General features: G+C 74.6%; 17 protein-coding genes. 12 read left to right on the forward strand and 5 right to left on the reverse strand.

Going from position 1 to position 16,526, the window contains the following annotated elements; genetic code table 11:
* The first annotated feature begins 139 nt into the window (after window positions 1-139).
* The 3 genes from ACSU53_RS26830 to ACSU53_RS26840 all read left to right on the forward strand — a co-directional run bounded on the left by ACSU53_RS26830 (window position 140) and on the right by ACSU53_RS26840 (window position 3,174).
* On the forward strand, window positions 140-739 hold the full coding sequence (locus ACSU53_RS26830; protein ID WP_437031783.1) for a Clp protease N-terminal domain-containing protein: 600 nt from the start codon (window positions 140-142) through the stop codon (window positions 737-739).
* 256 nt (window positions 740-995) lie between these two features.
* A complete protein-coding gene (locus ACSU53_RS26835; protein ID WP_437031785.1) occupies window positions 996-1,994 on the forward strand; it encodes an EamA family transporter in 999 nt (332 codons plus the stop codon).
* 220 nt (window positions 1,995-2,214) lie between these two features.
* On the forward strand, window positions 2,215-3,174 hold the full coding sequence (locus ACSU53_RS26840; protein ID WP_437031786.1) for a DMT family transporter: 960 nt from the start codon (window positions 2,215-2,217) through the stop codon (window positions 3,172-3,174).
* Between the two features lie 689 nt (window positions 3,175-3,863).
* Here ACSU53_RS26840 and ACSU53_RS26845 read toward each other — a convergent pair.
* Window positions 3,864-4,550 carry a pyridoxamine 5'-phosphate oxidase family protein gene (locus ACSU53_RS26845; protein WP_437033431.1) on the reverse strand — a complete coding sequence of 229 codons (687 nt, stop codon included), beginning with the start codon at window positions 4,548-4,550 and terminating at the stop codon, window positions 3,864-3,866.
* A 35-nt stretch (window positions 4,551-4,585) separates the two neighbouring features.
* Between ACSU53_RS26845 and ACSU53_RS26850 the strand changes: the two genes are divergently transcribed.
* Entirely contained in the window at window positions 4,586-5,923 is a 1,338-nt protein-coding gene (locus ACSU53_RS26850) for an aminotransferase class I/II-fold pyridoxal phosphate-dependent enzyme (protein WP_437033433.1), read from the forward strand.
* A gap of 45 nt (window positions 5,924-5,968) precedes the next feature.
* Here ACSU53_RS26850 and ACSU53_RS26855 read toward each other — a convergent pair whose 3' ends face one another.
* Window positions 5,969-6,922: a DMT family transporter gene (locus ACSU53_RS26855; RefSeq protein WP_437031788.1), complete on the reverse strand. Its 954-nt coding sequence runs from the start codon at window positions 6,920-6,922 to the stop codon at window positions 5,969-5,971.
* A gap of 75 nt (window positions 6,923-6,997) precedes the next feature.
* Here ACSU53_RS26855 and ACSU53_RS26860 point away from each other — a divergent pair, with 75 nt between their 5' ends.
* Window positions 6,998-7,900 carry a LysR family transcriptional regulator gene (locus tag ACSU53_RS26860; RefSeq protein ID WP_437031790.1) on the forward strand — a complete coding sequence of 301 codons (903 nt, stop codon included), beginning with the start codon at window positions 6,998-7,000 and terminating at the stop codon, window positions 7,898-7,900.
* Between the two features lie 177 nt (window positions 7,901-8,077).
* On the opposite strand, the gene ACSU53_RS26865 is transcribed toward ACSU53_RS26860, so the two are convergent.
* The gene (locus tag ACSU53_RS26865) at window positions 8,078-8,548 is read right to left on the reverse strand and encodes a pyridoxamine 5'-phosphate oxidase family protein (protein ID WP_437031792.1); all 471 of its coding nucleotides are present in this window, start codon (window positions 8,546-8,548) and stop codon (window positions 8,078-8,080) included.
* Window positions 8,549-8,850: 302 nt separating this feature from the next.
* On the reverse strand, window positions 8,851-9,387 hold the full coding sequence (locus ACSU53_RS26870; protein ID WP_437031794.1) for a Rieske (2Fe-2S) protein: 537 nt from the start codon (window positions 9,385-9,387) through the stop codon (window positions 8,851-8,853).
* Between the two features lie 275 nt (window positions 9,388-9,662).
* Between ACSU53_RS26870 and ACSU53_RS26875 the strand changes: the two genes are divergently transcribed.
* Together ACSU53_RS26875 and ACSU53_RS26880 are read left to right on the forward strand one after the other, a co-directional pair.
* A complete protein-coding gene (locus tag ACSU53_RS26875; protein ID WP_437031796.1) occupies window positions 9,663-10,427 on the forward strand; it encodes a HipA family kinase in 765 nt (254 codons plus the stop codon).
* Window positions 10,424-10,807 carry a DUF3037 domain-containing protein gene (locus ACSU53_RS26880; RefSeq protein WP_437031798.1) on the forward strand — a complete coding sequence of 128 codons (384 nt, stop codon included), beginning with the start codon at window positions 10,424-10,426 and terminating at the stop codon, window positions 10,805-10,807. The genes ACSU53_RS26875 and ACSU53_RS26880 overlap by 4 nt, the downstream gene beginning before the upstream one ends.
* Before the next feature lie 6 nt (window positions 10,808-10,813).
* Here the strand turns inward: ACSU53_RS26880 and ACSU53_RS26885 are convergent, their stop codons facing one another.
* Window positions 10,814-11,350 carry an excalibur calcium-binding protein gene (locus ACSU53_RS26885; RefSeq protein WP_437031800.1) on the reverse strand — a complete coding sequence of 179 codons (537 nt, stop codon included), beginning with the start codon at window positions 11,348-11,350 and terminating at the stop codon, window positions 10,814-10,816.
* A gap of 298 nt (window positions 11,351-11,648) precedes the next feature.
* Here ACSU53_RS26885 and fabG point away from each other — a divergent pair, with 298 nt between their 5' ends.
* The 5 genes from fabG (at window position 11,649) to ACSU53_RS26910 (ending at window position 16,447) form a co-directional block, all read left to right on the forward strand.
* Window positions 11,649-12,410 (forward strand): 3-oxoacyl-ACP reductase FabG, encoded by a 762-nt coding sequence (gene fabG, locus ACSU53_RS26890; protein ID WP_437031802.1) that lies wholly within the window; start codon window positions 11,649-11,651, stop codon window positions 12,408-12,410.
* Window positions 12,411-12,439: 29 nt separating this feature from the next.
* On the forward strand, window positions 12,440-13,195 hold the full coding sequence (locus ACSU53_RS26895; protein WP_437031804.1) for an SDR family oxidoreductase: 756 nt from the start codon (window positions 12,440-12,442) through the stop codon (window positions 13,193-13,195).
* A 231-nt stretch (window positions 13,196-13,426) separates the two neighbouring features.
* Window positions 13,427-15,013, forward strand: coding sequence for an ABC transporter substrate-binding protein (locus ACSU53_RS26900; RefSeq protein ID WP_437031806.1), 1,587 nt, complete (start codon window positions 13,427-13,429; stop codon window positions 15,011-15,013).
* A gap of 90 nt (window positions 15,014-15,103) precedes the next feature.
* A complete protein-coding gene (gene ung / locus ACSU53_RS26905) occupies window positions 15,104-15,787 on the forward strand; it encodes a uracil-DNA glycosylase (RefSeq protein WP_437031807.1) in 684 nt (227 codons plus the stop codon).
* 138 nt (window positions 15,788-15,925) lie between these two features.
* Entirely contained in the window at window positions 15,926-16,447 is a 522-nt protein-coding gene (locus tag ACSU53_RS26910) for a hypothetical protein (RefSeq protein ID WP_437031809.1), read from the forward strand.
* Window positions 16,448-16,526 lie beyond the last annotated feature (79 nt).

Consider the following 16,526-nt stretch of genomic DNA (forward strand, 5'->3'; position numbering starts at 1 on the left):
GCGCGCCCCCGCGGGGCCCGGCGGGGCCGATCTCGTTCGCAAGGAGGAGGGGCGGCCGCCCGGGTCCGCTTCCCGTGGGACGCGAAGATGCTTCCCGCCGGGGATGCCCGCGGCCGGGTGCGGCTGATGGGGTGGAGACGTGCACCCCCGTATACCCCGGCAGACGGCCCGCGAGCCCGCGGAGGCGGGTACCCGCCGTGCGGACGACGCCGCGGGGCTGAGCGAGGAGCTGGCGGCCGTGGTCGCCGGTGCCCGCCGCCGCGCCCTCAGGGACGGGGACCGGCAGATCGACACGGCCCACCTGCTGCACTCCCTCCTGGAGTCCGACGCGGAGGTGAGCGAGGTGTTCGGTGAGGGGCCCGGGAGTGCCCGGCTGCTCGGTTACCTGGTGCAGCGCAGCATCGGGTACGGCCTGCGCTGGCAGACCGCGGTGGAGGACTCCGGCACCGTCCCGGTGGTGAGCGGCACCGCCGCGGGCCTGTCACCGCTGGCCGCCGCGTGCATGGAACGCGCCCGGGAGCATGCCGCGCGGCGCGGCGGTCCCGCCCGCGGGGTGGACCTCCTCGCGGCGATCGTCGTCGATCCACGGGCGCGCGCCGTGGAGGTGCTCGAACGGGCGGGCATCGACGTTCCCGGGCTGACCGTCAGGACCGAGGCACGGGCCGCGGATCCGGGGCGGCCCCGGGAGTGTCCCGCGGGCCGCGCCGCCGACCGCACCGTCGGGGACGGGACGCGCTGAAGCGCCGCAGCGCTGAAGCACGAGCCCTTGAGAAGCACGAGCGTCTGAGGCACGAGCCCTTGAGGCACGAGCCCCGGCCGTCCGCCTGCCCTGCCGGCCTGCCGTCCGCCCGCCCCGCTCGCCCGCCCCGCTCGCCCGGCCGCGCCGGTCCCGCCCGCCCCGCTCGCCCGGCCAGGAAGCCCGGCGGAGCCGTCCACTCGGTGAGACAGGTGCCACCGGGGGTGACGCTCCTGTCGACGCCTGCCATCATGAGGCGGTGCATACGACTGTCAGCGCGCCGGGCGGTCGCGGCAGGGGCGTCGGACTGGGTCTGGCGCTGCTGTCCGCGGTGGCCTTCGGCGGATCCGGTGTCGCGGCCAAGCCGTTGATCGAGGCGGGGCTCGATCCGCTGCACGTGGTGTGGCTCCGGGTCGCCGGCGCCGCCCTCGTCATGGCTCCGCTGGCCGTCCGTCACCGGAGCCTGCTGCGCCGCCACCCGGCCCTGCTCGCGGGGTTCGGTCTGCTCGCCGTCGCCGGGGTCCAGGCCTTCTACTTCGCCGCCATCTCCCGCATCCCGGTCGGGGTCGCGCTGCTGGTGGAGTACCTGGCGCCCGCGCTGGTGCTCGGCTGGGTCCGGTTCGTGCAGCGGCGGCCGGTCACCCGGGCCGCGGCGGTCGGTGTGGTCCTCGCCGTGGGCGGCCTGGCCTGTGTCGTCGAGGTGTGGGCGGGTCTCGGCTTCGACGCTCTGGGCCTGCTGCTCGCGCTCGGCGCCGCCTGCTGCCAGGTCGGCTACTTCGTCCTGTCCGACCAGGGCAGTGACGCCGGCGACCGGGCTCCCGACCCGCTGGGCGTGATCGCCTTCGGCCTGCTCATCGGCGCCGCCGTCCTCACCGTGATCGCCCGGCCCTGGTCCATGGACTGGTCCGTGCTCGCGGGCACCGCGCACATGGACGGCACCCCGGTCGCCGCGGGCCTGCTGGTGGCCTGGGTCGTGCTGCTCGCGACGGTGCTCGCCTACGGCACCGGCGTGCTGGCCGTGCGCCGGCTGTCGCCGCAGGTGGCGGGGGTGGTCGCCTGCCTGGAGGCGGTCATCGCCACCGTCCTGGCCTGGTTCCTGCTCGGCGAGCACCTCTCCGCTCCGCAGATCCTGGGCGGCGCGGTGGTGCTGGCCGGCGCGTTCATCGCGCAGTCCTCGGCTCCGGCCAAGGGCTCCGGCGGACCGGTGGCCCGGGGCGGCCCGGACCGGGAGTTGTCCTCGCCGGGGAAGGCCGTCTAGGGTGCCGATCATGCATGCGCGTGCTCTCGTTCTTCCGCCTCCGGCCGCCTGAGGCGGGCCTCCGTCCCCGCGCCCGGCCGGTCGCCGGGTGCAACGGTGCTGCCCGCAGATGAAGTCCGCGGATCCCGCCGCCCCGGCCCCGGCCGGGACCGCCGGATCCCTTCCCGAACTTCCGCACCCACGCCGCCGGGCGGGGTGCGCGCGTCTGCGGAGAGAACACGTGTCGAACGCCGTCTCCGGTCTGCCCGTCGGGCGAGGCCTGCTCTACCTCATCGTCGCCGGTGCCGCCTGGGGCACCGCGGGCGCCGCCGCGTCACTGGTCTACCGGACCGGTGACATGGGGCCCGTCGCCCTGTCCTTCTGGCGCTGCGCGCTGGGACTGGTGCTGCTGTTCGCGGCCCGGCAGCTGACGCGGCGCCCGCGCGGCGCCGCCGCCGAGCCGCTGCGCCGCCGGGCGCTGCGGGCCGGAGCCACCGGCCTCGGGCTCGCGGTCTTCCAGACCGCCTATTTCGCTGCGGTCTCGGCCACGGGTCTGGCCGTGGCCACCGTCGTCACGCTCGGCGCCGGGCCCGTGCTCATCGCCCTCGGCGCCCGGCTGACCCTCGGCGAGCGGCTGGGGCGCGGCGGTCTGGCCGCCGTCGCGGGCGCGCTCGCCGGGCTGGTCGTGCTCGTCCTCGGCGGCGGGGAGACGACCGTCGACACCTGGGGCGTGCTGCTCGCCCTGCTGTCCGCCGCCGGGTACTCGGCGGTGACCCTGCTCACCCGCTGGTGGGGCCGCGACGGTGCCGCCGACGCCACCGGCACGACCATGGGTGCCTTCGCCGTCACCAGCCTGGTGCTGCTGCCCCTCTCCGCGATCGAGGGGCTGGTGCCGCACACCGACCAGCCGGGCACGCTGCTGCTCCTGGTCGTGTACGTGGCGACGGTGCCGACGGCGCTCGCCTACGGCCTGTACTTCGCGGGTGCCGCCGTCGTCCGCTCGGCCACCGTGTCCGTGATCATGCTGTTGGAGCCGGTGAGCGCCGCCGTGCTGGCCGTCGCCGTGCTCGGCGAACGGCTGACCGCGGCCACCCTGGTCGGCACGCTGCTGATGCTGGGGTCGGTCGCCGGGCTCGCCGCGGGCGAGGCCCGGAGCGCCCGGAGCCGCAGGACGGAACCGGAGGCAGTGGTACCGGTCTGACCCGTCGGTCTGACGGTCGGTCCGGAGGGTGGTCCGCCGGATGCCGGGGTGCCCCCGGGCCCTGCGTCCCCCCATCCCTCCCCATGGGCGCGGGCCCGCGCGTCCGGCGGGCCGTCCGGTCGGCCGGACCGGCCGGACCGGCCGCGATCCGCTCGCGCACGGCCGCCGACCGCTTGCCGGCGTACGTGAACTCCGCCCGCGCGCCCGGTCCGTCTCCAGCCGGAGCCCGCTGCCCCCCGGCAGCCCGCCGAACGGGGCCGCGCCGGCCGCGACGGGCGCGGATCCGCACTCCGGCCGGAGGGATCGGGCCGACGGTTCAGCAGCTCCGCCTTGCCTTCTGCGCCGTGTCGTCCACCGCGGGGCCCGGCACCACGGTCGCACGGCCGCGCAGAGGCTCCTCGGGACGCCGTGCTCGGGCGGGGTGCCGGGTTCCGCCTGCCGGGGAGCGACGGGCGAGGACGTAGGCATCGACGACGCCCAGCGGGACGTCGGGTCACGCCTGCCGGCCCGGCCGGAGCGGGGCCGGCCGGGCCGGGTGGGTGGCCGCCTCGCCGCTCCCTGCGTCGCGGGCGAAGGTGCCGGGCGCCGGACCGGCGGCGGCCCCCCGGGAACGCCGTTGCCCGCGGGCTGCCCGGAGTCGTGCACGGCCGGCGGGCTGCCAGGGGTCGTCCCGCGTGTCCCACGGATGATCAGCCCCCCAGGGCCGCCAGATAGCCGGGCAGGACCGTGCCGGGGGCGAGCCGGGAGTCGGGGACGGGGGGCTCGTAGCCCGTGCGCAGCGGGAGGACGCCGGCCCAGTGGGGGAGGGCGAGGTCCTCGGGCTCGTCGTCGGCGCCGCCGGTGCGGACCTTGGCGGAAACCTCGCGGAGGTCGAGCCGGACCACGGCGGTGGCGGCGAGTTCCTTCTGGTCGGCGGGGCGGCAGTCGGCGGCCCGCCCGGGTACGGCGTGGTCGACGAGGGAGTCCAGCGCCCGGCGCTTCTCGTCCGGGTCGGTCACGTCGTGGGCGAGCCCGTGCACCACCACGGACCGGTAGTTGACCGAGTGGTGGAAGGCCGAGCGGGCCAGCACCAGACCGTCGACGTGGGTGACCGTCAGGCACACGGGCAGACCGGCGTCCTCACCGCGCGCGGCGCGCAGCGGTCGCGAGCCGGTCGAGCCGTGGACGTAGAGGCGTTCCCCGACGCGGCTGTAGAGGGTGGGCAGCACCACCGGCGCGCCGTCGCGGACGAAACCGAGGTGGCAGACGCAGCCCGCGTCGAGTATCGCGTGCACCGACTCCCTGTCGTAGGCCGCGCGGTGGGCGGAGCGGGTGGGGACGGTCCGTCCGGTGGGCGGGTACGACGGCGGTGGCTGGTGCGGCGGTGTTCCCGGCATGGCGTTCTCCATTGCACTAGTGCATAATGAGCTTTGTGCTAGGAGAATATACGATCACTGGGAGCGGTGCGGCCGAGATCGCGGCGAGCATCGAGCGCGGCGTCGGCGAGGGTGCCCTGCCCCCCGGCCGGCCGCTGCCGCCGCTCCGCTCCCTGGCGGAGCAGCTCGGCGTGAACCCCAACACGGTCGCGGCGGCCTACCGGACCCTGCGTGAGCGCGGGGTCATCGAGACCGCGGGCCGGCGCGGCAGCCGGGTGCGGGCCAAACCGGCCACCACCGCGCGCGACCTGATCCGCGTGGAGGTGCCGGACGGCGTGCGGAACCTGTCCGACGGCAACCCCGACCCCGCCCTCCTCCCGCCGCTCGCCGAGGTGATCGCGGCCGCGGCGGCGCAGGGCGACCGGGACCCGGTGCTCTACGGCTGCGACCCGGTCGCCGCCGAACTGGCCGGGCCCGCCCGCGCGGGCCTCGACGCCGACGGCGTCCCGGACGGGCCGCTCGCCGTCACCTCCGGTGCCCTGGACGCCATCGAACGGGTGCTCGCGGCCCACCTCCGGCCCGGGGACGCGGTGGCCGTGGAAGACCCCGGCTGGGGGAGCCTGCTTGACCTGGTCCCCGCGCTCGGGCTGCGCACCGTGCCGGTCGGCGTGGACGACGAGGGCCCGCTCCCGGACGACGTGCGGCGCGCCCTCGCGGCCGGAGCGCGGGCCCTGGTGGTCACGGCCCGGGCGCAGAACCCCACCGGCGCCGCGGTGAGCGCCGACCGGGCGCGGGCCCTGCGGTCCGTGCTCGCCGGACGTCCGGGCACCCTGCTGATCGAGGACGACCACGGTCACCACATCGTCGACCTCCCGCCGCACCCCCTCGCCGGGGCCACCCCGGCCTGGGCGTTCGTCCGGTCGGCGGCCAAGGCGTACGGCCCCGACCTGCGGCTCGCCGTGCTCACCGGAGACCCCGTCACCCTCGACCGGGTCCGGGGCCGGCAGCGGCTCGGCCCCGGCTGGGTGCCCCTGCTGCTCCAGCGCGCGGCCGGCCGGCTGTGGGCCGGCGGTGCGGTGGACCCGGGCGCGGTCGCCGCGGCCTACGGCAGGCGCCGCGACGCCCTGATCGCGGCCCTGGCCCGGCGCGGGATCGCCGCCCACGGGCGCAGCGGCATGAACGTGTGGGTGCCTGTGCCGGACGAGACCGGTGCCGTCGCCCGGCTGCTGCACGCGGGCTGGGCGGTCGCCCCCGGAGCCCGCTTCCGGTCCCACGCACCGCAGGGCATCCGGGTCACCGTCTCTACCCTCACCGCCGACGAGACCGAACCGGTCGCGGAGGCGATCGCGTCGGCGCTCCACCCCCCGGGCGGGGCGGGCAGGACCTACGTGTGACGCCGTCCGGCCGCTGCTCCCGGAGGTGCCCGCGTGCCCGGTGCCTCACCCGGAGGAGCGCGGCTTGACCTGGGTGAGGGCGGCGCCGGCCAGGACGATCACCGCGCCGACCGGGACCGACCAGGTCAGCCGCTCGCCCAGGATCGTGACGCCGGCCACCGCCGCGATCACCGGGACGAAGTACGTCACCATCTGACCGGTCGTCGGGCCGACCTCGGCGACCAGACCGTACTGGACGAGCATCGCCAGGCCCGTGCCCAGGGTGCCCAGCGCGGCGATCGCCAACAGCGGGACGACGGCCAGCCCGGTCGGCGCGGACGTGAACAGCGCGGTGACCACGGCGAGTTGCAGGGTCGCCAGGAGCAGTTGCCCGCCCGTCAGCGACAGGTGGGAGTGGGTGCTGCCGGCGAGGGTGCGCCGGACGTAGATCCAGCCGACCGGGTAGCTGAGCGAAGCCAGCAGTGCCAGGGCCGTGCCCCGGGCGTCCAGGCCCTGGAAGCCCTGCCAGGCGCCCAGCACGGTCAGCACCCCCACGAACCCCACGGCGAGCCCCGCCAGCCGCACCCGGGTCGGCCGGTCCTCGGAGAGGGCCACGAGCGACAGGGCCATGCCCCACAGCGGGGAGGTGGCGTTGCAGATGCCCGCCAGGGTGGACGGAATGGTCAGCTCCGCGAACGCGAACAGGGAGAACGGCAGGGCGTTGAGCAGGAACCCGGCCACGGCGAGGTGACCCCAGGTGCGCAGCCCGCGCGGCAGCCGCTCGCGCCGCACGGCCATCACGGTGGCGAGCACGGCCGTCCCGAAGGCCAGCCGGCCGAGGGTGACCTGGAAGGGGGCGTAGCCCTCGGTGCCGACCTTGATCAACAGGAAGCTGAATCCCCAGATCAAGGACAGGGCGCCGAAGCGGAGCCGCCAGTCCGTCCGGTGGCGGATCCGGCCGGATGCGGGGTGGGCGGCGCCCGGGGTGGTCGTCGTGGTCGTCGCGGTCGTCCTGCTCATGGAGGCCACGATGAAGGACCGTCACGTCGTAGCACAATCGAGAATACGCACCGGGTATCTCGTAGCATCGCTTACATGTTGAACCTGGAGCGCCTGCGGACCCTCGACGCCCTCGCCCGGCACGGCTCGGTCAGCGGCGCCGCCGCGGGACTGCACATCACCACCTCGGCCGTCTCCCAGCAGATGGCCAAACTGGAGCGCGAGGTCGGGCAGCGCCTGCTGGCGAAGAACGGCCGCGGCGTGCGGCTCACCGACGCGGGCCGGCTGCTCGCCGAACACGCCGGCCGCATCCTGTCCCAGGTCGAGCTGGCCCAGGCCGACCTGGAGGCGCAACGCGGGCAGGTCGTCGGGGAACTGCGGGTGTCCGCCTTCCCGACCGCCGCGCGGGGCCTGTTCCCGCTCGCGCTGGCGGCCCTGCGCGAGCAGCACCCCGCGCTGCGCGTGCGCTCCCGCGAGCTGGAACCCGAGCGGGGCATCGCCGGTGTGGTGCGCGGGGACCTCGACCTGGCGGTGGTGCTCGACTGGTACAACAAGCCGATGCCGCTGCCGGACGGCCTCGTGAAGGCACCCCTGCTGGACGACCCCGCCGACGTGGCGGTGCCGGCCGGGCACCGGCTCGCCGGCCGGGACGAGGTGGACCTCGCCGAGCTCGCCGACGACGAGTGGATCACCTGGGGAGAGGGCGAGTTCTGCCACGAGTGGCTGATGTTCACGCTGCGTTCGCGCGGCATCGAGCCCGTCGTCGGCCACCGCGCCGCCGAGAGCCACACCCAGCTCGGGCTCGTCGCGGCGGGCCTCGGCGTGTGCGTCGTCCCGCTGCTGGGCCGCGATCCGCTGCCCGACCGCGTGGTCACCGTCCCGCTGCGACAGCGGGTCCGGCGGCACGTGTACGTCGTCTGGCGCGCGGACGCCGACCGCCGCCCGTCGATCCGGGCGGCGGTGCGGGAACTGCGGGCGGCGGGGGAGCGCGTCGGCTGAGCGGCGGAGCCGCCGCGGGGGCCTGCCCGCCGGAGGGCCGCCCTCGACGCGGGGCGCCGTCGTCCGGCGGGCGCGTCGCCGGGCGGCCGCCGGCGGTCCGTGCGGTGCGCCGGCCCGTTCCGTGCGGTTACCGGGGGGTGCGCCGCAGGGGTGCCGAGCGGTGTGGGGCGGCGGGCGTCATCCGGCGGCACCCAGCTTCCTGAAGTCCCAGGACACGACCTTCTCCGGGGTCAGCCGCACCCAGGCGTGCCGGCCGTCGTGCGGCAGATCCTCCAGGCCGAAGTACTTCCGGGCGAACAGCGTCTCCGGAACGTCCAGTTCGGCGTGCAGATCCCCGACGCGGGGCACCTCGCCCACGAACTCGGCCCGTCCCGACAGCTCCGCCCCGCGCAGCTCGTCGTACTCCTCGCCGGTGTCCACCACGATCGCGACCCGGGGGTCACGGCGCAGCTGCGTCCAGCGCTTGCTGCGCACCACCGAGTACAGCCAGATCGAGACGCCGTCCCAGGCGAACCAGAGCGCACTGACGTGCGGTGCGCCGTCGGCCGACACCGTGGCCACCCGGCAGGTGCGCTGGGCGGTGAGGAAATCGTCCAGCTCGCCGGGCGTCATCATGATTCTCCGGCCCCGGCGTTGCGTGGCGCTCATACGGCCCCTCTTTCTCTCACGTCGTGCCAGAGAAGATCCTCTGACATCACGTCAGAAAAGGATGGGTCGTTCTCCCCCTCCGCGCAACGTCCCTCCGCCCACCCGGCCGCCGGTGACCAGGAAGGAACCGTGCCCGGACGCGCCGGACACGGCCCCGCTCCGTGCCGCCCGGGACACCCCCCGCCGCCCCGCGGGAGCGCGACCGGGCGGCGGGCCCGGCCGCCGGTCACCACCCCGGCGGCCGCCGGACGGGCTGCCGGCCGCCCGGTGCGGCCGGGGCCGTACGGTCCGGCCCCGGCCGCTCAGGCCAGCGTGATCGAGTCCCCGTCGACGCTGATGGGCACGGACGCCAGCGGCTCGGGCGCGGGACCGCCCTGCACGCTGCCGTCGGTGATCGAGAAGTTGCTGTTGTGGCAGGGGCAGTTGATGACTCCGTCGGCGACGCTCTGCACCGCGCAGCCCTGATGGGTGCAGGTCGCCGAGAAGGCCTTGAACTCCCCGGCCGACGGCTGGGTGACCACGACCTTCCGGTCGGCGAAGACCTTGCCGCCGCCCTCGGGGATCTCGGCGGTGGTCGCGAGTGCGGCACCGGCGGCGCCGCCACCACCGCCGTCGTCCGCCGAGCCGCCGGCGGAGTCGTCGGTGCCGGCGGACGAGGAGTCGCCGGAAGCCCCGGCGGACGGCGAGTCGTCGGACCCTCCGCACGCGGTCAGCGCCACGGTGAGACCCGCGGCGGTGACCGCCGCCACCACGGCCCGGCGCCCCGGGCCGGCGGCCGGACCGTCCTGCTCGGATGCGGCCGGGGTCTCGGTGGAGGGTGTGAGCGATGCGCTGGTCATGCGGTGCGTCCCTTCCGGGGAGGTTGATCCGTGGACAGGTACGGCCGGCGGGCCCACGCCGTTCAGCGGTCCCCAGCTTGGCCGTCCGGGGGTCGGGGGGACGTAAGCCACAGCTGTCGGTTGCCTGTCGGGACCGGCCGCCGCTTCCCGGGCCGCGCACCCCCGCCGGACCCGTCGGGCCGGCCCCGCCCCGGCGGGGCGGGGTGCGGCGAGGCTCCCCGGCCGCCCGTCCTCCCGCGGACGGGCGGGCCCGGGAGATCGCGTAGCCTGACGCAGTGCTGTCCGACGTCACCGCCACCCGCTACATCACGCCCCTGCGCGAGGGCGGTTCCCTGCCCGGGCTGATCGAGGCCGACGACCTGAGCGCCTACGTGCTGAAGTTCACCGGCGCGGGCCAGGGCCGCAAGACGCTGGTCGCCGAGGTCGTGTGCGGGGAACTGGCCCGCCGGCTGGGGTTCAGGGTGCCGCGCCTGGTGACGGTGGGCGTCGATCCGGTGCTCGGCCTGGGGGAGCCCGACCAGGAGGTGCAGGCGCTCCTCCGCGGCAGCGGCGGCACCAATCTGGGCATGGAATTCCTCTCCGGTGCCCTCGGCTTCGATCCGGTGGCCTTCGACGTGGACCCGGAGGAGGCCGGGAGGATTGTCTGGTTCGACGCGCTGGTGAACAACGTCGACCGCTCCTGGCGCAACCCCAACCTGCTGCGGTGGCAGGGCGGCCTCTGGCTCATCGACCACGGCGCGACCATGATCTGGCACCACCACTGGCCCGGCGCCGAGGCCTCCGCGGCCCGCCCCTACGACGCCTCCGACCACGCGCTGCGCACCTTCGCACCGGACGTCGGGGCCGCCGCCGAGCATCTCGCGCCGCTGGTCACCGAGGAGCTGCTCGCCGAGGTCACCGCCGCCGTCCCCGACGCCTGGCTCGACGGCGAGCCCGGCTTCGGCACCCCGGACGAGCTGCGGCGGGCCTACGCGCGCCCGCTGCTCGCCCGCGCGGCCACCGTCCACCACCACGTCCACGGCATCGAGGAGGACCGGTGAGCGGCCGGCACGTCTACGAGTACGCGCTGCTGCGGGTGGTGCCGCGCGTCGAACGCGGTGAGTGCGTCAACGCCGGGGTCCTGCTGTACTGCCGGCCGCTGTCCTACGTCGCGGCCCGCACCCACCTGGACGAGGCCCGCCTGCTGGCCCTCGACCCGGACGTCGACCTCGCGGGCGTGCGGGCGGCGCTGCGGGCGGTCGAGCGGGTGTGCGCGGGCGGGGACGGGGCCGGCCAGGCAGCGCAGGACGACGCCGGCCGCCGGTTCCGCTGGCTGATCGCGCCCCGTTCCACCGTCGTGCAGCCCGGCCCGGTGCACACCGGTCTCACCGCCGACCCGGCGGCCGAGACGGAACGGTTGCTCGGCCTGCTGGTGCGGTGACCCGGCTCAGGAGCGCCGCCGCCTGAGCAGGTGACCGCCGACCGCGAGGGCGCCAACCACGAAGGCCGCCCCGATGCCCGTCTCCAGGCCGCCCGGGCCGTCGTCGGAGGAGCCGCCCAGCCCGCCCCGCACCCCGCGCGAGGCGACCGCGGCGGGGGACGACGAGGTGACGGCGGGCGGGGTCGGCGCCGTGGACGCCGTCGTGGTGACGGTGGTGGGCACCGTGCTCGGGACGGCGGTGGGTCCGGTGGTGGGTCCGGCGGGCGACGTGGACGGGGCGGCCGTCGTCGGACGGGGCGAACTGGTCGAGGAGGCCGTGCCGTCGGTGCGCCGGGGCAGTGCCTCGCAGGCGATGCCGTCGTCCGGGCCCTGGTCCTCGTCGAGGCGGTGCGGGTCCCGGGGGTCGGAGTCGAACAGGGCCTGCGCGTCCTCCTGATGGGTGAAGTCGCGGCAGTCCAGGTCCTGGGCGTGCGCGGGAGCGGCCAACGGCAGGACCGCGGTGAGCGCGATCAGCATGCCTGCGGTACCGGTGCGACGGCGCATGGAGCGCCTCCTTTCGGCCACGGACGGCTCGGCCTCCGACGCTAGGCCCGCCGGTGCCCGGGGGCGCGCAGCCGTGGGCCGATCGGGTGCCGTGCCGGTACCGCGGTCCCGGGCGCGGGCCCCGCCGTTCCCCGCCGCCGGGGCGTCCGGACGACGGGTGATGGATCACACGGGCCGGACGTGCCGTTGACACCGCGTGCCAGGGCTTCTAGCGTCACGTCTGCTGAAGGTACTAAGCGGTCGCTCACCGATGGGCCGGACCGCTGGAGCCGCACCCCAAGGGCGAGGAGAAGCAGCAATGTCCACCACTGAGCAGCGGGTCGCGGTCGTCACCGGTGCCGCGCGCGGCATCGGCGCCGCCACCGCCGTACGACTGGCCGCCGAGGGCCGGGCCGTCGCCGTGATCGACCTCGACGAGGCCGCCTGCAAGGACACCGTGGAGAAGATCACCGCCGCCGGCGGGAAGGCGATCGCCGTCGGCTGCGACGTCTCCGACGAGGCGCAGGTCGAGGCCGCCGTCGCGCGGATCGCCGAGGAGCTCGGCGCTCCCACCATCCTGGTCAACAACGCGGGCGTGCTGCGCGACAACCTGCTGTTCAAGATGAGCGTCTCCGACTGGGACACGGTCATGAACGTGCACCTGCGCGGTGCCTTCCTGATGTCGAAGGCCTGCCAGAAGCACATGGTCGACGCTGGCTTCGGCCGCATCGTCAACCTCTCGTCCTCCTCCGCGCTCGGCAACCGCGGCCAGGTCAACTACTCCGCCGCCAAGGCCGGCCTCCAGGGCTTCACCAAGACCCTCGCCAAGGAGCTCGGCAAGTTCGGCGTCACCGCCAACGCCGTGGCCCCGGGCTTCATCGCCACCGAGATGACCAAGGCCACCGCCGACCGCGTCGGCATGGGCTTCGAGGACTTCAAGGCCGCCGCCGCCACCCAGATCCCCGTCGCCCGGGTCGGCGAGCCCGACGACATCGCCAACGCCATCGCCTTCTTCACCGGCGAGGCGGCCGGCTTCGTCTCCGGCCAGGTGCTGTACGTGGCCGGCGGGCCGCTCGACTAGGACGACCGGGACGAACTGGAGCACAGGACATGACCGCAGTGGAACTCTCGGGCAAGGTCGCCCTGATCACCGGGGCCAGCCGGGGCATCGGCTACGGCGTCGCCGAGGCGCTGATCGCACGCGGCGACCGGGTGTGCATCACCGGCCGCAACGAGGACGCCCTGAAGGAGGCCGTCGAGGCGCTGGGCGCCGACCGGGCCATGTACGTGGCCGGCAAGGCGCACGACGAGAGCCACCAGGCCGCCGCCGTCGAGCGCACCATGGAGACCTTCGGCCGGATCGACCACCTGGTCAACAACGCCGGGACCAACCCGGTGTTCGGGCCGATCGCCGACCTCGACCTCAATGTGGCCCGCAAGGTCTTCGAGACCAACGTGGTCTCCGCGCTCGGCTTCGCCCAGCGCACCTGGCACGCCTGGCAGAAGGACAACGGCGGCGCGATCGTGAACATCGCGTCCGTCGCGGGCCTCGCGCCCTCGCCGTTCATCGGCGCGTACGGCGTCAGCAAGGCCGCGCTGATCAACCTGACCGTGCAGCTCGCCCACGAGTTCGCGCCGAAGGTCCGGGTCAACGCCATCGCCCCGGCCGTGGTGAAGACGAAGTTCGCGCAGGCCCTGTACGAGGGGCGGGAGGAGGAGGCCGCCGCCGGCTACCCGCTGGGGCGGCTCGGCGTGCCCTCCGACATCGGCGGCGCTGCCGCCTTCCTCACCTCTCAGCAGTCGGACTGGGTGACCGGCCAGACCCTCGTGGTCGACGGCGGTGTCTTCCTGAAAGCCGGAGTCTGACCTCCCGCCCCGGACGGCGGAGCAACCGCCTCCGGGGCGGGTCCGACGGTTTCGGCACGGGCGTCCCTCGACGGAAGGGCCGCCCGTGTCGGCGTTCCGGGGCTTGTGGGGGGATATGGCGACGCCGTCGGTTGCGGGTCGATCTCAACTGTCGTTCAGGGGAGGGTCAGCACGCGGAACACTGCGGTATCGTCTGCCGACCCTTGGTACGGCAGATCGAGGAGCGTGCGCGTGTTCAACCGGAACCGAGGCCTGCGGCGGATGGCGGCCATCGCGTCCATATCGTCGTTGGTCGCCGGATGTGGCGTCCTGTCGTCCGATACCCCGGATGACGAGGAGCCAATCGTCGTGGGGACGACCAGTGCGCCCAGCACGCTGGATCCTGCCGCTTCCTGGGACAGCTCCTGGGAGCTGTTCCGCAACATCTACCAGACCCTGCTGAGTTACCCGGTCGGTGCGACGACGCCCCAGCCCGACGCCGCCGAGAGCTGCGCGTTCTCCGACGACTCCAACCAGGTCTTCCGCTGCGAACTGCGCGAGGGACTGAAGTTCTCCGACGGCGCCACCCTCGACGCCAAGGCGGTCAAGCACTCCATCGACCGCATCCGCAAGATCAACGTCAACGGCGGCCCGGCCGGTCTCCTCGGCAGCCTGGAGCGGGTGCAGGCGCCGAGCGAGCGCGAGGTGGTCTTCTACCTCAACAAGCCCGATGCGACCTTCCCCTTCGTCCTGGCCACGCCCGCCATGTCGATCGTCGCCCCGGACGACTACCCGGCCGACGCCCTGCGCGAGGAGAGCGGCATCGTCGGATCGGGACCGTACGGCCTGAAGTCCTACGACGAGGGCAAGACGGCCGAACTCGTCCGCAACGACAAGTACAAGGGCTTCGCCAAGCCGCGGAACCAGGCGGTCACCGTCCGCTACTTCCAGGACTCCCAGACGATGGTCGAGGCCCTGCGCGGCAAGGAGGTGGACATCACCTACCGCGGTCTGGCCGCCGACGACATCATCGAGATCCAGAGCAAGACCAGCTCGGAGGAGGAGATCCAGCTCGTCGAGGGCACCGGGACCGACATCAGCTACCTGGTGTTCAACCCCAAGGACCCCTGGGCGGGCAAGAAGGAGGTGCGCCAGGCCATCGCGCAGGTCATCGACCGCGGGGCCATCGCGCACAAGGTCTACAAGGACACCGTCGACCCGCTGTACTCCATGGTCCCCAAGGGCCTGACCGGCCACACCACGGGCTTCTTCGACAACTACGGCGAACCCAGCGTGACCAAGGCCCGGCAGATCCTCACCGACGCGGGCATCACCCAGAAGGTCCCGCTGACCCTCTGGTACACCACCGACCGCTACGGTTCCGCGACGGCCGCGGAGTTCAAGGAGCTCGAACGGCAGCTGGAGGCGTCCAAGCTGTTCGACATCACGCTCAAGAGCCGGCCGTGGAAGACGTACGTCACCGGCTACCAGAAGGGCGAGTACCCGGTCTTCGGGCGCGGCTGGTTCCCCGACTTCCCGGACGCGGACAACTTCATCGCCCCGTTCGTCGGCAAGCAGAACGCGCTCGGCACGCCCTACGAGGCGAACGAGATCACCAACGTGCTGCTGCCCCGTTCCCGCCGGGAGAGCGACCGCGGCAACGTGGTGCGCGAGTTCGAGGAGGCCCAGGAGATCCTGGTCGACGACGCGCGGCTGCTCCCGCTGTGGCAGGGCCGGCAGTACGTCGCGGCCAGCCGGGACATCTCGGGCGGCGAGCGGGCCCTGGACCCCTCGACGATCATGATGATGTGGGAGCTGTCCCGCAAGACCAGCTGGTGACGGGCCGGGCAGCCTGCGCGGAGTCGGTTGTCAGTGGTCGCCGGTAGGTTTCAGTCACCGGCAAGTGACCGCAATCGTGAGGACGTTGACGTGACCGACATCGCCATGCTGCCCGAGTCCTGGCGCGGGGTTCTGGGCGACGAACTGCAGCAGCCCTACTTCAAGGAGCTGGTGGAGTTCGTCGAGGAGGAGCGGGCGAAGGGCCCCGTGTACCCGCCTCGCGAAGAGGTCTTCGCGGCGCTGGACGCGACGCCCTACGACGAGGTCAAGGTCCTGGTCCTCGGCCAGGACCCCTACCACGGCGAGGGCCAGGGCCACGGCCTGTGCTTCTCGGTGCGGCCGGGTGTGCGCACCCCGCCGTCGCTGCGCAACATCTACAAGGAGATGCACGCGGAGCTGGGCACGCCCGTCCCGGACAACGGCTACCTGATGCCGTGGGCCCGGCAGGGCGTGCTGCTGTTGAACGCGGTGCTCACGGTGCGCGGCGGCGAGGCCAACTCGCACAAGGGCCGGGGCTGGGAGAAGTTCACCGACGCGGTCATCCGCGCGGTGGCGGACCGGCCCGAGCCGGCCGTCTTCGTGCTGTGGGGCAACTACGCGCAGAAGAAGCTGCCCTTGATCGACGCGTCCCGTCACACGGTGGTGAAGGGCGCGCACCCCTCCCCGCTCTCGGCGAAGAAGTTCTTCGGCTCCCGCCCGTTCACGCAGATCAACCAGGCCCTCGCCGCCCAGGGCCACGCCCCGGTCGACTGGACCATCCCCGACCTGGGCTGAGCGGGCACCGGGTGCGGGACCACGGGGATGCCCGCACCCGGACGACCCGCCGGTGCGTTGCGGGGCGCCCTGTCCGCCGTCCGCGCCGGCTGCGGTTAGCGTCGGGAGCGACATCCGGCGAGCGGTGCGGAGGGCGCGGTGGCGGAACGACAGGGCCGGGCGGCAGCCGACGCCGTGCTGACCCGCATCGGGCAGGTCGTGATGCTGCACCACGCGGGCGACCGCGAGGAGGCGCGCCACCGGCTGCTGGGCCTGTGGGCGGAGATCGGCGAGCACGGGGACCCGCTGCACCGCTGCACCCTGGCCCACTACCTGGCCGACACGCAGGACGACCCCGAGGCCGAACTCGCCTGGGACCTGCGCGCGTTGACGGCCGCCGAGGAGGTGCGCGCGGGCCGGCCGGACGCACCGGGGGCGTCGGCCGAGGTGCGCGCCCTCTACCCGGCGCTGCACCTGAGCCTCGCCACCGACTACGCCGGTCTGGGCCGCACCGACGCCGCCCGCAGCCACCTCCGGCGGGCCAGAGGAGCGGCCGTCGCCCTGGCCGACGACCCCTACGGCGACGGCGTCCGGGCGGCCATCCGGCGGCTGGAGATCCGGCTGGGGGAGGCCGAGGGCCCGCCCGGCGGCGGAGGGGGCCCGCCGAGGCAGCGAACGTAGGCGGGACGGGCGTCCCGGACCGGGGCGGCGCCCTCCCGGAGCGGGGAGCCGAGGGCCGTCGGCCGTCCCTCCGGCCGAT

It is taken from the genome of Streptomyces sp. enrichment culture (assembly GCF_964273255.1).
GTDB lineage: Bacteria > Actinomycetota > Actinomycetes > Streptomycetales > Streptomycetaceae > Streptomyces.

What these genes read in the sequence shown, in the direction of transcription:
- ACSU53_RS26845 (WP_437033431.1), bottom strand. Translation starts at nt 4,550, where the DNA reads ATGCCGGGAACACCGCCGCACCAGCCACCGCCGTCGTACCCGCCCACC.
- ACSU53_RS26855 (WP_437031788.1), bottom strand. Translation starts at nt 6,922, where the DNA reads ATGAGCAGGACGACCGCGACGACCACGACGACCACCCCGGGCGCCGCC.
- ACSU53_RS26860 (WP_437031790.1), top strand. Translation starts at nt 6,998, where the DNA reads ATGTTGAACCTGGAGCGCCTGCGGACCCTCGACGCCCTCGCCCGGCAC.
- ACSU53_RS26865 (WP_437031792.1), bottom strand. Translation starts at nt 8,548, where the DNA reads ATGAGCGCCACGCAACGCCGGGGCCGGAGAATCATGATGACGCCCGGC.
- ACSU53_RS26870 (WP_437031794.1), bottom strand. Translation starts at nt 9,387, where the DNA reads ATGACCAGCGCATCGCTCACACCCTCCACCGAGACCCCGGCCGCATCC.
- ACSU53_RS26885 (WP_437031800.1), bottom strand. Translation starts at nt 11,350, where the DNA reads ATGCGCCGTCGCACCGGTACCGCAGGCATGCTGATCGCGCTCACCGCG.
- fabG (WP_437031802.1), top strand. Translation starts at nt 11,649, where the DNA reads ATGTCCACCACTGAGCAGCGGGTCGCGGTCGTCACCGGTGCCGCGCGC.
- ACSU53_RS26895 (WP_437031804.1), top strand. Translation starts at nt 12,440, where the DNA reads ATGACCGCAGTGGAACTCTCGGGCAAGGTCGCCCTGATCACCGGGGCC.